The sequence below is a fragment of the Brevibacillus sp. BD137 genome, from assembly GCF_041644655.1.
Taxonomy (GTDB): Bacteria; Bacillota; Bacilli; order Brevibacillales; family Brevibacillaceae; genus Brevibacillus; species Brevibacillus brevis_D.
The window spans coordinates 51,619-64,806 of the sequence record NZ_JAOTNO010000019.1 but is presented as its reverse complement, the minus strand read 5'-3'; the positions used below and the strand labels follow the sequence as shown (position 1 = coordinate 64,806).

The following is a 13,188-nucleotide window of genomic DNA, read 5'->3' as shown; positions in this document are numbered from 1 at the left end:
ATCAACTCTGCTGACAAAAATGGTCAGTGAAATCACGTCGACTGATAAAAACGAAATAAATCGGCAGCGATGGCAGCCAATCGCTCTTTTACAAAGGCTGGCTCTTCAACTTGAATGGATTTTCCGTATGGCAACAGATAATGAGGAAGGATCGAATGGGCCATTTGCTCATCGACTTGAAAAATCACCTGTGCCTCGCTGCGTTCCATCACAGTATGTCCGAGATACCAATGCCTACACAAATCAACGAGTGACTGTGGCCTTCCTTTGATTTTGATCAAAATGGTGTTGCCCTGCTTGTCTGCTTCCGGCAGTAAACTCGAGAGAAAAAAATGGCGCGCAGAAAATTCAGGAGGGCGTTGGAAGCTGCCTTCTGTACGTTGGATCTCATGAACACGATCTGCACGAAAGCTGCGAATGGTAGTACGGAGATGGCAATAGGCAACGATATACCAGTTTCCCTTCCAATAAACGAGACCGTATGGATCGATATGACGCATCTGTCTCGTTGTCTGGTAGGCTTTCTGATACTCGATCGAAAGGGTGTACCCGTTGGCAACAGACAGCTCCAGTTCCTGTAGGGTAGATTCGAGAGAAGGATCAACAGGAGGCTGGATCACCTCGAAGCCAATACTATGTCGGTCAATCGCGTCACGCTGCTCTTCATTTGTGTAACGTTTTAGCTTGGAAATAGCTCGGTGTAAATCTGCTCCGAAGGGATATCCGGCCTCTTGGGCAAAAGCGGCTGCATGAATCAGGGCTTTTTGCTCGTTGAGGTCGAAAAACAACGGAGCCTCATTAAATTGCTGAAGTAAACTGTAGCCACCGTTGTGTCCGGCATCAGAAATGATGGGTACACCGCTCGCACACAGTGAGTCGATATAGCGATAAACGGTGCGAATATTAATCTCGAGAATCTCTGCCAATTGCTTGGCTGTCATTCGCTTGCCGGTCTTCAACAGCCACAAAATGGAGAGCATATTATCGGCTTTGGACATTTTCTGATTCGCTCCCCTGAAAGAAATCTTCTGATTCTACTAATTACCACAGATTTCAATCCATTTCCTCTATCTGCCCCTTCTCCTTTTCTCGACAGGATCAGTTCTTTCACGATAAGCTGCCAGATGAAGCATGGCGGAAACGGTTGAGAAGGTATATTTCTGCTCACTTAACACCTCAATAATATAGGGCAAGGCGTCCATACTCCCCTTTAACGTGTCTTTCGTACCGCCAGCTGAATGTTGAAGCACGACTGCGCCTGGGTTGACATGTCCCAAGATGTTTCTTGCGACCTGTGGGCCGGTGAGACCTTTCCAATCCCAACTATCTATATCCCACAAAATCATTTCGTAGTCGCTCGCCGCAAGTAGCTGGATGACCTCCTCATTCACTGCTCCATATGGCGGCCGAACCATCCGAGGTCTCACACCTACTACCTTTTCGATCTGATCCGAGGTACGTTCTACCTGCTCATGAACAGCCAAGAGAGGGATTTTCGTAAAGTTGGGGTGATCCCAGCTATGGTTTCCAACCATGTGCCCTTCCTTTACAATCCGCTCCAGTATTGTCGGGTTGTACTTCACCATTTGCCCCACACAGAAGAAAGTGGCTTTTACCTGATAGTGAGCGAATATGTCTAACACACGAGGCGTCCACAACTGATCCGGTCCATCATCAAAAGTGAGTGCGATTGCCTTGGGCCCATTGAGCTTGTTCACAAGCGTTACCCTCCCTATAAGCCAGTATTCTGTTGCTTTGATGCATAGTATGACTGGGCTATCATTTGGTAACGCTAAAAAAACCGATTCTGCATGAGTATGCAACGCAGAAAAAATTTTTTTAACAACGGTTAATGAATATAGTATAATAATGATAATGATTTTCATTTTCGCAAAAATTTATACTAGTGCGTATTCAAAAAGTCGACTTTTTGAACTACCTCTATTAGAGAGAGCGTTGGATATACATGGCGGGTTAATCACGACAAAGCATGCTCGAAAGGGATGATTATATGGGAAAGGTTTTAGAAGTAAAAGATTTGCATGTGTCATTCGATACGTATGCAGGTGAAGTCAAGGCAGTACGTGGCGTCTCCTTCGATCTGGAAAAAGGAGAAACGCTGGCGATTGTTGGTGAATCTGGTTCCGGTAAATCCGTCACTTCCCAAGCACTTATGCGCCTCATTCCTTCTCCTCCTGGACGCATTCCAAAAGGACAAGTTCTTTTTGAAGGAAGAGATTTGGTTACGCTTTCTGAAAAAGAAATGCAGGATGTTCGCGGTCGCGATATCTCAATGATCTTCCAAGACCCGATGACTTCCTTGAATCCGACGATGACTATCGGGAACCAAATCATGGAGAGCTTCATCAAGCACCAAAAGCTGAACCGTGCAGACGCCCGCAGCCGTGCTATTGAACTGTTGGAAATGGTAGGGATTCCATTTGCCAAAGAACGTGTCGATCAATACCCGCATCAGTTTTCTGGTGGGATGCGTCAACGGATTGTCATTGCCATCGCACTGGCCTGCAATCCAAAAATTATCATCGCCGATGAGCCGACGACTGCTCTGGACGTATCGATTCAAGCGCAGATTTTGGAGTTGCTGAAGGAACTGCAAAAGAAGATGGGTACCTCGATCATCTTTATTACGCATGACCTCGGTGTAGTTGCGAACATGGCAGACCGTGTCGCGGTTATGTATGCAGGAAAAATTGTGGAAATTGGTAAAGTCGATGAAATTTTCTACGATCCTAAACACCCGTATACATGGGGTCTATTAGGTTCCATGCCTAGCCTCGATTCCAGCGATGACGAGTTGATGTCCATTCCTGGATCGCCGCCTGACATGTTTAAACCACCTGTAGGTGATGCTTTCGCAGCTCGTAACCCATTTGCGTTGAAGGTCGATCTGGAATATGAACCGCCGATGTTCAAAATCTCCGATACGCACTATGCAGCAACATGGCTCCTGCATGAAATGGCACCAGACATCAAACCGCCTGCTTCGGCTGTGAGACGAAAAGTCAATTCTGATGAGGTGACCGAGGCTCCTGTAAGCACGAAAAAAACGTTCAACTACGAGAATCGTGAGAAGCTGGTTGAAGTCAAAGATTTGAAACAGCATTTTGACCTCGGGAATGGTCATACGCTGAAAGCTGTAGATGGTATCACCTTTGACATCTACAAAGGGGAAATCTTCGGCCTTGTGGGTGAATCCGGTTGCGGTAAATCGACCACAGGACGCACCATCCTTCGCCTGTACGATGCAACTGGCGGAGAGGTCTTGTTCAATGGACAAAGTGTGCACGGGAAGAAAACACTCGAAGAAAAGAAATGGCTCAACCGCAAAATCCAGATGATTTTCCAAGACCCGTACTCATCGTTGAATCCACGTCTGACTGTATCTGATATCATTGCAGAAGGTCTGGACATTCATCGTCTGGCGAACAAGGAAGCACGCATCGCCAAGGTACACGAGCTGTTGGAAACCGTCTGCCTCAACCGCGAGCACGCAAACCGTTACCCACATGAGTTCAGCGGCGGACAGCGCCAACGGATCGGGATTGCACGGGCATTGGCTGTTGATCCGGAATTCATCATTGCCGATGAACCGATCTCTGCCCTCGACGTATCCATTCAGGCACAGGTCATTAACCTTCTCAAACGCCTGCAAAAAGAAAAAGGCCTGACCTATCTGTTCATCGCCCATGACCTGTCCATGGTTAAATACATCAGTGACCGCATTGGTGTTATGTACCGCGGACGTATTGTGGAGCTGGCAGAAAGTAATCGCCTGTACGAGAATCCGATTCATCCGTACACCAAATCGTTGCTCTCGGCAATTCCATTGCCAGACCCGGATTATGAGCGCAACCGTAAGCGCATCGTTTTCGATGATCAGGAATATTTGCGAGATCAAGGGGAAGAACGCGTCTTGCGTGAAGTGGAGCGCGGTCACTTTGTCGCTTGCACCCAGAAAGAATTCGAAAGATACGGCGGCGGCGTCTTGGTGTAAACCTATATACAAGAAAAGGGAGAGAGCTTCGACAGCTCATCTCCCCTTTTTTATTTAGCCTTTCATTCGCAAGAGTCTCATGCTGTTTAAGATGACCAGCAAGGCGGCTCCCGTGTCACTGAGCACCGCCAGCCACAAGGTTAGATAGCCTGGGAATATCAGCACGAGTGCAACCAGCTTCACGATGATCGAAAACCAGATGTTTTGCTTGATAATCGTGAGTGCTTTTCTGCTGATCTTCATCGTGTGCGGCAGCTTTTCGAGATTGTCAGCCATCAGTACGATATCCGCGGTTTCCATTGCCGTATCAGTACCTGCTCCACCCATCGCAATCCCCAAGTCAGCTGATGCGAGAGCAGGTGCATCATTGATCCCGTCACCCACCATGGCGACGACCTTGCCTTCTTGCTGTAGTCGCTTGACCGCTTCTACCTTATCTTGTGGCAACAGCTCTGCAAAATAACGATTGACGCCTGTCTGACTCGCTACTTTTTTCGCCGTACCCGTATTGTCACCGGTCAGCATCACGATGTCTTCGATTCCTGCGGCCTTGAGCTTGCCAATGGCACTAACCGTAATCTCACGAATGGTATCGGCAACGGCAATCATCCCGATCAATTTCGTTGCGGTACCGATAACCACCAAGGTATGTCCCTCACTCTGCAACGACTCGATTTTCGTTTGCCATGCTGAGAGATCGACTCCCAGCTCTTGAAACAGGGCGGGCTTCCCTGCATAAAATGTTTCGGTTCCGATGACAGCGCTCGCCCCTTTTCCGACGATTGCCTTGAAATCTTGCCCACTCTGGGAAGCAATCTGCTTTTGTTTCGCATAGGTGAGAATCGCTAGTGCAATCGGATGGGAAGAACGCTCTTCAATCGTTCTGGCGATCGACACTACGTCGTCCTCGCTTCCCTCCATCTCGATAACCGACGCAACCTGTGGTTTTCCTTCCGTCAATGTGCCCGTTTTATCGAAAGCAATTGCGGTAATCGCTCCTGCCTTTTCCAAAAACGTACCGCCCTTGATCAGGACGCCGTTTCTCGCGGCATTTCCAATCGCGGACACAATCGCAACTGGCGTAGAAATGACCAGTGCGCACGGGCAAGCAACGACCAGCAGCTCAAGCCCTCTGTAAAACCATTCTCCCCAGGTACCGAGTCCGAGTAATGGCGGGAATACGATCACGAACAAAGCAAGCACGAGCACGATTGGCGTGTAGATCGCAGCGAATTTGTCGACGAACGCCTGAGTAGGCGCTTTTTTCTCCTGCGCTTCCTCCACGAGATGAATGATTCTGGCAATCGCTGTATCCTCCACCAGCTTTGTTACCTTGATCTCCACCGCGCCACTCTCGTTGACACTTCCTGCAAAAACACTGTCGCCGACCAGCTTATCTACGGGAATCGATTCACCTGTAATCGGGGCCTGATTGACGCTCGATGTCCCGTGTTCGATGACACCATCCAGCGGGATTTTTTCTCCCGGCTTCACTACGATGACTTGACCGACAGTGATGTCCTCAACTGGTTTGCGGGTAAGAGACTCCCCCACCTTGACCCATGCTTCAGGCGGAGCCAAATCCATCAGATTGCGTATGGAGTCGCGCGTTTTTTCAATCGACTTGGTCTGCAGCAAGTTTCCGATGGAAAAGAGCCAGACTACTGTTGCGCCCTCCAGCCACTCACCGATTAATGCGGCTCCAACAGCCGCAACAGACATCAATACGTTCATATCCAGTGAACCGCTTTTTATCGAGTAAAAAGCACTGCGTGCAGGTCGGTAGCCGCCGCTTATGATCGACAACGCATAGAGAACAGTAACGACCAGCGGAGGTATGCCAGACGATAAGGAACCTAGAAAACCGAGAGCCAACAACACACCAGAAATCACCGTCAGCGTCGTCCCTGCTTGATCCGTTTTCGGAACTGCTTTGGCCGTGCGCCTCGTAAGTAGCATGGCACTATATCCGGCCTTTGCGACTTCCTTGACCACCGCATCTTCTCCTAGCCCATCCGCGACGAGCTGCATTTTACCCGTGGAAAAGTTCACGTTTACCTCTTTTACCGCAGGCAACGTCTGCATATGCTTTTCCAGCGATTTGGCGCACGAACTGCAATCCATACCTATAACGCGATAGACAACAGCCTGTGAAGAAAGAATGCCTGCGCTTTCAGTTGCCGCAGCCGCAGGCTCGAGAACCGTGAGAATTTTACCAGCATGCTTATGCTCACTGCCGCATTGATGCCCACTGCAACACTCATCTTTTTTTCGTTCTTCTGCCATCTGTTTTCACCTTTTTCCAAGCATCTATTTTGCCCAGCTTCGAATGAAATCAATCCACAAACATTCAAACAAATATTTAATTATTATATTATCGCATCCTTCTGGTTCGTTCAAGAATTGATTTGAATATTTCGCCCATTTTTTTACAGACTGGGAATAAAGAAAAAGACCCCTATTTTACTTAGGAGTCTTGTTACTTGGTCCGGGCTTCTACAGGTGTTGGGGTAGTCTGCCAACGCTCCCCACAGTCCAGACATTTGCACTTGATTACTTTGCGCTTTTCTAAAGCAAGACGAACGGCAAACAGGATAAAGGCCCCTGATAGTCCGAGGAACAAAAAGATGACAGGAGTCCCTTTCACCGAAATACCGATCAAGGCAAGCACTGCCAAAACTGCTGCATAAATGGTTATGTATAATGGCTTATTGATCGATTCCGTCAAATCGATTTTCGCAGAACGGCACTTCGGGCACTTTGGTTGCGCACTCATGGTATTCTCTCCCCATTTCTTGGATCATGTTCATCTTACACGAAAACAGAGAGGGACACTACACTGCCATCAAAATGTCGTTTTTCCTTTTCACTTTCTCTGCGAATGTCTATAATAGTAGGACATTGTAGAGCATGAGGTGATGGTTACAGTGGATGACATCTGTGAAATCCAATGTTTTGATGAGGAAAAAGTAAATCGGTTAAAGCCGTTCGCCACAGAATCAGAAGGGGTAGCAAAAATCTTCAAGGCGTTGGCTGATGACACCCGCGCCAAAATCATTCACATCCTCTCGATGGAAGACGAGCTCTGTGTCTGTGATGTGGCTGCTATCATCGGAAGCTCGATCGCTAACACCTCCCACCATCTGCGGCTTCTTCGCAACATGGGACTGGCCAAGTACCGCAAAGAAGGAAAGCTCGTTTTTTACTCGTTGGATGATGACCATGTACGCCATCTCATATCTGCGGGGATTGAACACGCCAAAGAACAGAAAACCATTGTCCGAGCTACCTGATTGCTCGGGCTTTTTTGTTACTCTAGCATTTTAAACATTTGATTAAACATGGCGGTTACCACTCGTTTTCCGGGTAAACCGCTTCCTGATCGCCTCTATTCCCACAAATATAAGAAAGTAACAGATCGAAGCGAACACAAAAACTGTTGCCTGCGGATAAAACAATGCGGCATGCGGATCAACACTCTTTAGCCATTGAAAAAGTACAGGTACATAACCGATGACAGCATATCCTGCGAAACGCACAACGTATTTTTTCCACCCGATCAAGTGTGACCGACTCACTAGCCAGTCCACGAATATCGACAGCCATACGAAGACAATCAGGTTCATTGCCATGCTTATGAGTACGCCCAGCAAATACTCTTTTCCAAACCCGTACGGCGCGCTTGGATCACGATAAAGGTAGATGATCAGCGCAGCATACAGACCGGTAATAAAAGGGGATATGACTGCGGCGAGTATACGCATGCCGATATTCATGGAAATCACTCCTTTGCTTTGCTTCGTTATGATTCCTTTGTCGTTCGCGTAGTAGGATGTTCACCCGTCGGGAGGCTGACCGTAACCGTTGTCCCTTCGCCTATACGACTTCGAATATGTATGCCGCCTTTTGCGACCTGCAAAATCTTTTGCACGATTGAAAGACCCAGACCGCTTCCCGTCGCTTCCCGATTGCGTGACTTGTCTCCTTTGTAAAAACGGTCAAAGACATGCTCCAGCTCTTCTTCTGACATGCCAATCCCCGTATCCCGAATGGTCACGACGATTCGCGTATCCTTCTGTATCATAATATAAATAGTGCCAGCCTTTGGGGTGAATTTGATACTATTGGCAATCAGGTTCATCCATACCTGATTGAGCAGCTGCTTGTCACCCACGATAAAGGTCTCCGGTAAGGTCAGCTCCATCGTGAGCTTTTTTTGTTGCCACTGATGCTCCAAAACTAAGAGGACTTGCCTGATCTGCTCATCGAGACGAAAACGTGTCGGTTCGTACAGACCTGTCTCCTTGTCCAGGGAAGCGAGCGTCAACAGCTGTTTGCTCAAGGAAGACAGCCGCCTGCTCTCCTCTTCGATGATAGTCAAGTACGTTTCCCTCTGTTCGTTCGTCACACCACCGCTGCGGATGGCTTGAGAAAAGCCTTGGATCGATGTCAATGGAGACTGAATTTCATGAGAGACATTGGAGACAAACTCTTGGCGCATCTCATCTAATTGCTTGAGAGACTCTGTCATCCTGGCAAAATGCATAGCCAAATCGCCGATTTCATCCCGGCGAGAGATGTCCAAGTGGATATCGTACTCGCCTTCTGCCAGTTTTTTGGTCGCATGGCTCAGCTTCTCGATCGGCTTCACCAAGTAACGGGTAAAGATCAAGATCAGGACCAAGCTCAGCATAAACATCGCTGCCAGCAGCAAAGCAAACATAATGTGCACCTCGCCAAACTGCTGCTCAATATTTGGCCGTACAAACAGAGCGTATTTTTTCCCTTCTGCTGTAAGCGGCAAGCCAATGCTGTTTGTCAACGTGTTTTCAAAAAATCCGGTCACAAACAAGCCGTGCTGTTCTTCTGTAATCCCTCTGTAGGTCTCACCCGCCAACACTTTTTGAATAATGGCAGGTTCTATCTGCTGATCGCGAAAAGGCGCTCCGAACTGGCTTGCTGCACCATTCTCATCCACGAGATACAGCTGAAAATTCAAATTGGCGACATGAGTCATAAAGGCGGGCAGGTCGAGCGACGATTTATGCTCATACAAATCAATCATTTGCTGTCCGATGCTCATGATTTTTTGTTCATTATAAGCGCGTAGATTTCGTTGATAATACTCATTTGCCAGCAAAAATCCCAGCGTGCCGCTAATTAGTACAATGGCGACGAAGGTAAGAACTACCCGAACGTAGAGAGATTTCACGTGCCTCGTACCTCCAACTTGTAGCCTAAGCCGCGAACGGTAGAAATGACAAAGTCATTTGTTTTCTCCGTAAACTTTTCTCGCAGCCGCTTAATATGCACATCGATGGTACGACTATCGCTCACGGTATCGCCGCCCCACACAAGCTCCAACAGTTGATCCCGGGTAAAAATCCGATCAGGAAAACTGGCAAGCTGGGCAAGCAGTTCAAATTCCTTTAAAGGTAAATGAATCAACTCATCTTTCACCTTCACGACATGGCTGATCCGATCAATGACAGTATCATTCATGACAATGATTTGTTTGCTGACCATCTGATAGCGACGCAGCAAGGCCTTGATGCGGTACAGCAATTCGGTAGGCTCAAATGGCTTGGTCAAATAATCATCCGTCCCCGCCAAAAAACCTTTTTCCTTATCCCGCACCTCTCCTTTTGCCGTTAGCAGGATAACAGGAAGGTCGTAAAATTCTCTGATCTCCCGGCACAGCTCCCAACCGTTTTTGCCTGGCATCATCACATCCACGATTGCGAGCTGGACGGATTCCTGTTCCAACAGTTGTGAAGCCTCTTCTCCATCCACACAAGCCAAGACGTTGTACCCTTCTTTTGCTAAGTAAAATCGCAATAGCTCACGTACATGTGGGTCGTCATCTGCAATCAGTATCGTCAGTTTCATCAAGCTGGCCCCCTTGCTACTCCGCCCTCTAGTTCTCTTGCTTCATCATTATTTTGAATGATACTCACTTGTCGATCCTCCTGCAAATCGTCACTGGCTTGCGCCTATCTAGTCGGATCAATCGTAAAGAAGCAATATGAACAAGAGATGAACGAATCCTGCTGGCTCTTGAAGACTCTTACACATTTGATTAAATCTGCGGGAAACATGCTATTTTCCCGGAAAAACAACTGTTTGCGCGAACAAAAAAGCGGCAGACACTGAGGTCCGCCGCTCTTGTTACTCATCCATTACTTGCGAAACTTCTCCGTAAACCACGCGGCCGAAGCCTCTACTTCTTTCACCGTGAGCTGATGACCATACGAATCCCAATGCACCGTCACGTCAGCACCTGCTTCTGTCAGTAGTTGGTTCAGCTCCTCCGTCTCTTGTGCAGTACAGATCGGATCATTCGTGCCCGCTCCGATGAACACCGGGATGGCTGACATATCAGGCAGAGCGATCCCACGACGTGGAACCATTGGGTGGTAAAGAATCGCTCCTTTTAGCGGATTCGGGTAATGGAACAGGAGACTACCTGCAATATTTGCCCCGTTCGAATAGCCAACTGCCACGATATTGTCGCGGTCGATCTGATACGTAACCGCCGCTTGATCCAAAAACTCATGCAGCTCCTGCGTGCGGTAGACCAAATCTTCTTCGTCAAAAACTCCCTCTGCCAAGCGTCGGAAAAATCGCGGCATGCCGTTTTCGAGAACATTCCCACGGACGCTCAGAACAGAAGCGCCTGGATAAATGCGATCGGCCAGTGGCAAGAGATTGTTCTCATCTCCGCCCGTGCCATGAAGCAACAACAGGGTTGGTGCTTCTGATTCGGTTCCTTTTCGAAAAATGTGCTTCAAATTCATGATTTATCTTCCTCCAACACTCTGACTGTAATCGGCGTCAAGCCTTGCTCAATCTGGGCACGACGTGGCTCATACCACTCAGGGAGCATCAGTTTTTCACCCAATGCCTCAAATGGCTCATCTCGTTCAAAGCCTGGAGGATCTGTTGCAATCTCAAACAAAATCTCGCCTGGCTCGCGGAAGTAGATGGCGTTGAAATATTGACGGTCGATAATATCCGTCGGATGGAGACCGGATTGAGCCGCACGCTGTTGCCACAGTTGGTGATCCTGATCGTCTACGGCACGCCATGCGATATGGTGGATCGTACCTGCTCCGCCTGCTCCTCTTGGTATCGGCTCGGCATTCACATCAATGACATTTCCCAAATCGCCGTGAGCTTTGAAACGGACAAGACCGTTTTCTTCGCCGACTCTGGTCAGTCCCATCAGTCTCTCGAGAACATCCATGGTGTGGGCTGGAGCCATGCTGTACAGGATCGCTCCGCCGAAGCCTTTGATGGCCTTGTCAGCTGGCACTCCGCCAAAGGACCATTTGCTCGCTGGACCGCCTTCACGTTCCACGATCTCCAGCTGTAAGCCGTCTCTGTCTGTAAATTGCAGATACGTTTCATTAAAACGCTCCACGCGGCTGTACTCGATTCCGAATTTTTTCAGTCGATCCTCCCAGAAGGAAAACGCCCCCACCGGAATCAAGAAAGTTGTATAGCCAACCTGCCCACCGCCAACGCGTCCACGGCGACCAGTTTCCCACGGGAAAAAGGTGATCGCAGTTCCTGGACTACCTACCTCATTCCCGAAGTACAGATGATATACATCTGGTGCATCGAAGTTGATCGTTTTTTTCACCAAGCGCAATCCGAGAAACCCTGCATAAAAATCAACGTTATCTTGGGCGCTTGTTACAAAAGCTGTGATATGGTGAATTCCTGCTGTTTGCTGTGTCATTTTGAATTGCCTCCTCAAATTTATTATTTAGTTGCTTGGAATGTATTGTAGCTTACGAACTCTCCAACGGGCTTGCGGTACCCTCTGGCACGCTGGCTGGATGTATCTTCTTTTCCAATCGTGATCATCAATGCTGGCACAAAGCTGTCCGGAACCTTCGCTATCTCTTGCACGCTACCGGGTCGAATCCGATCATCGGGCACGTATCCCAGCCTTTATCCTTTGCAGCGAGCATGAACAGCATTGCGGACAAATTGGCATTGCGGATTGCTTCATCACGCTTGAACTGCTCTCCTCCAGCCTCGTGCATTGCTCTGACTTGAGAATTGTTGTGTTCGTACTCGCGTTGATCCATAATTCCTAAATGAAGCAGACCTTCATTAATGCGCTCTACGCTTTGGTACGCTTCCTTGTCTCCAAATACAAGCACTACTGCTGACGCGGTCTTTACCTTATATTGTCTATATGCCGCTTCATATACACGCTCTTTGGCTTCTGGATCGATGACAACTACATAATGGGCATGCTGCAAATTGAATGCTGATGGTGCGAATTTGACCAGCGACATGATTTCATCGATCTCAGCTGGTGTTATCGTTACGTCCGTTAGAAACTTGTTTGCGGATCTTCTGTTTTTTACAAGGGTAGTGAATTCACTCATGGGACTTCCTCCTCGATTTTTTCTATCTCATTCATTTTTTAATATCTCAAATTAAAGATAATGGATTTAAAAATGTTCCTGCTTGGGGAAGTAGGATGACGATGTTACAAAAATGAATATCTTGAATTTAAGATAATTATAGGACGAAAATTCTCCCTTGTCAACAGCCCAAGGCCAGAAGAATGAAATCTCTTCCAGCCTAAAGCTATTTTCAGTTGGCGTACCAATATAGAGCATACTCGGTCATGACAGAAGGATACCCCATTTGGCGCAGCATCGCTGTTATATTTCCACGATGATACGTTCCGTGATTGACCACTTGCATGATGATTTCTGCCAAGCTCGTATTGCGTACTCTCGTGTACGGATTATCAAGGACAATGCGCCGCTCCAAATCTTCTTCTTGGCTGAGAAAAGCTCTGAATTGCTCGACCAACTCGGCATACAACTGCTCTACTTCCTCCAGGCTTTTCCCCGTAATTTTCTTCTCTTGCTGCCATGTCTCATCCATGGCAGCTTGCATATCCATCCCCAGCAATATGAGAAGCCAGCTTTGATCCACCATATAAATATGCTCCATTACTTTTGCAACAGTCGGGAAAACGCTTTGGACCTCCTGCTCGTAAACACCTTCCGGAAGTTCCTTCAAGCGATTGATTAACGTCTGATTCGCCCACGCGTGAAAGTCGTACATGTTTTTGGCATAGTGTGTCATGATAAAGCCCCCTCTTGGTTCGTCGATAGCTCTATCATAGACCTGCTTCCCTG

General features: G+C 47.9%; 12 protein-coding genes and 1 pseudogene. 2 read left to right on the top strand and 11 right to left on the bottom strand.

Features of this window, described 5'->3' with window-relative positions; translation table 11 throughout:
- Positions 1–32: 32 nt before the first annotated feature.
- On the bottom strand, positions 33–998 hold the full coding sequence (locus ODZ53_RS27170) for a helix-turn-helix transcriptional regulator (protein WP_087349223.1): 966 nt from the start codon (positions 996–998) through the stop codon (positions 33–35).
- A gap of 69 nt (positions 999–1,067) precedes the next feature.
- On the bottom strand, positions 1,068–1,718 hold the full coding sequence (locus ODZ53_RS27165; protein WP_372681353.1) for a polysaccharide deacetylase family protein: 651 nt from the start codon (positions 1,716–1,718) through the stop codon (positions 1,068–1,070).
- Between the two features lie 293 nt (positions 1,719–2,011).
- Here ODZ53_RS27165 and ODZ53_RS27160 point away from each other — a divergent pair, with 293 nt between their 5' ends.
- Complete coding sequence (locus ODZ53_RS27160) at positions 2,012–4,015, top strand: ABC transporter ATP-binding protein (protein ID WP_372681351.1); 2,004 nt, start codon at positions 2,012–2,014, stop codon at positions 4,013–4,015.
- Between the two features lie 54 nt (positions 4,016–4,069).
- On the opposite strand, the gene ODZ53_RS27155 is transcribed toward ODZ53_RS27160, so the two are convergent.
- Together ODZ53_RS27155 and ODZ53_RS27150 are read right to left on the bottom strand one after the other, a co-directional pair.
- Complete coding sequence (locus ODZ53_RS27155; protein WP_372681349.1) at positions 4,070–6,301, bottom strand: heavy metal translocating P-type ATPase; 2,232 nt, start codon at positions 6,299–6,301, stop codon at positions 4,070–4,072.
- Positions 6,302–6,494: 193 nt separating this feature from the next.
- Complete coding sequence (locus tag ODZ53_RS27150) at positions 6,495–6,791, bottom strand: hypothetical protein (RefSeq protein ID WP_064203145.1); 297 nt, start codon at positions 6,789–6,791, stop codon at positions 6,495–6,497.
- A 142-nt stretch (positions 6,792–6,933) separates the two neighbouring features.
- On the opposite strand from ODZ53_RS27150, the gene ODZ53_RS27145 reads away from it, so the two are divergent.
- Positions 6,934–7,308 (top strand): ArsR/SmtB family transcription factor, encoded by a 375-nt coding sequence (locus ODZ53_RS27145; protein ID WP_035290894.1) that lies wholly within the window; start codon positions 6,934–6,936, stop codon positions 7,306–7,308.
- 42 nt (positions 7,309–7,350) lie between these two features.
- Here ODZ53_RS27145 and ODZ53_RS27140 read toward each other — a convergent pair whose 3' ends face one another.
- The 7 genes and pseudogenes from ODZ53_RS27140 to ODZ53_RS27110 all read right to left on the bottom strand — a co-directional run bounded on the left by ODZ53_RS27140 (position 7,351) and on the right by ODZ53_RS27110 (position 13,135).
- Complete coding sequence (locus ODZ53_RS27140) at positions 7,351–7,791, bottom strand: hypothetical protein (protein ID WP_372681347.1); 441 nt, start codon at positions 7,789–7,791, stop codon at positions 7,351–7,353.
- A gap of 26 nt (positions 7,792–7,817) precedes the next feature.
- The gene (locus tag ODZ53_RS27135; protein ID WP_372681345.1) at positions 7,818–9,227 is read right to left on the bottom strand and encodes a sensor histidine kinase; all 1,410 of its coding nucleotides are present in this window, start codon (positions 9,225–9,227) and stop codon (positions 7,818–7,820) included.
- Positions 9,224–9,904, bottom strand: coding sequence for a response regulator transcription factor (locus ODZ53_RS27130; protein WP_372681343.1), 681 nt, complete (start codon positions 9,902–9,904; stop codon positions 9,224–9,226). The genes ODZ53_RS27135 and ODZ53_RS27130 overlap by 4 nt, the downstream gene beginning before the upstream one ends.
- A 290-nt stretch (positions 9,905–10,194) precedes the next feature.
- Complete coding sequence (locus tag ODZ53_RS27125) at positions 10,195–10,812, bottom strand: alpha/beta hydrolase (RefSeq protein WP_372681341.1); 618 nt, start codon at positions 10,810–10,812, stop codon at positions 10,195–10,197.
- On the bottom strand, positions 10,809–11,759 hold the full coding sequence (locus tag ODZ53_RS27120; RefSeq protein ID WP_372681339.1) for a ring-cleaving dioxygenase: 951 nt from the start codon (positions 11,757–11,759) through the stop codon (positions 10,809–10,811). Before ODZ53_RS27120 ends, ODZ53_RS27125 begins: the two co-directional genes overlap by 4 nt.
- Before the next feature lie 23 nt (positions 11,760–11,782).
- Positions 11,783–12,420, bottom strand: a pseudogene (locus ODZ53_RS27115) (nitroreductase family protein).
- Between the two features lie 211 nt (positions 12,421–12,631).
- A complete protein-coding gene (locus ODZ53_RS27110; protein WP_372681337.1) occupies positions 12,632–13,135 on the bottom strand; it encodes a DinB family protein in 504 nt (167 codons plus the stop codon).
- Between the last annotated feature and the right edge of the window lie 53 nt (positions 13,136–13,188).

Excerpts from the sequence above, each read along its gene's own strand:
- ODZ53_RS27170 (WP_087349223.1), bottom strand. The coding sequence starts at position 998 with ATGTCCAAAGCCGATAATATGCTCTCCATTTTGTGGCTGTTGAAGACC.
- ODZ53_RS27160 (WP_372681351.1), top strand. The coding sequence starts at position 2,012 with ATGGGAAAGGTTTTAGAAGTAAAAGATTTGCATGTGTCATTCGATACG.
- ODZ53_RS27155 (WP_372681349.1), bottom strand. The coding sequence starts at position 6,301 with ATGGCAGAAGAACGAAAAAAAGATGAGTGTTGCAGTGGGCATCAATGC.
- ODZ53_RS27150 (WP_064203145.1), bottom strand. The coding sequence starts at position 6,791 with ATGAGTGCGCAACCAAAGTGCCCGAAGTGCCGTTCTGCGAAAATCGAT.
- ODZ53_RS27145 (WP_035290894.1), top strand. The coding sequence starts at position 6,934 with ATGGTTACAGTGGATGACATCTGTGAAATCCAATGTTTTGATGAGGAA.
- ODZ53_RS27140 (WP_372681347.1), bottom strand. The coding sequence starts at position 7,791 with ATGAATATCGGCATGCGTATACTCGCCGCAGTCATATCCCCTTTTATT.
- ODZ53_RS27130 (WP_372681343.1), bottom strand. The coding sequence starts at position 9,904 with ATGAAACTGACGATACTGATTGCAGATGACGACCCACATGTACGTGAG.
- ODZ53_RS27125 (WP_372681341.1), bottom strand. The coding sequence starts at position 10,812 with ATGAATTTGAAGCACATTTTTCGAAAAGGAACCGAATCAGAAGCACCA.
- ODZ53_RS27120 (WP_372681339.1), bottom strand. The coding sequence starts at position 11,759 with ATGACACAGCAAACAGCAGGAATTCACCATATCACAGCTTTTGTAACA.
- ODZ53_RS27110 (WP_372681337.1), bottom strand. The coding sequence starts at position 13,135 with ATGACACACTATGCCAAAAACATGTACGACTTTCACGCGTGGGCGAAT.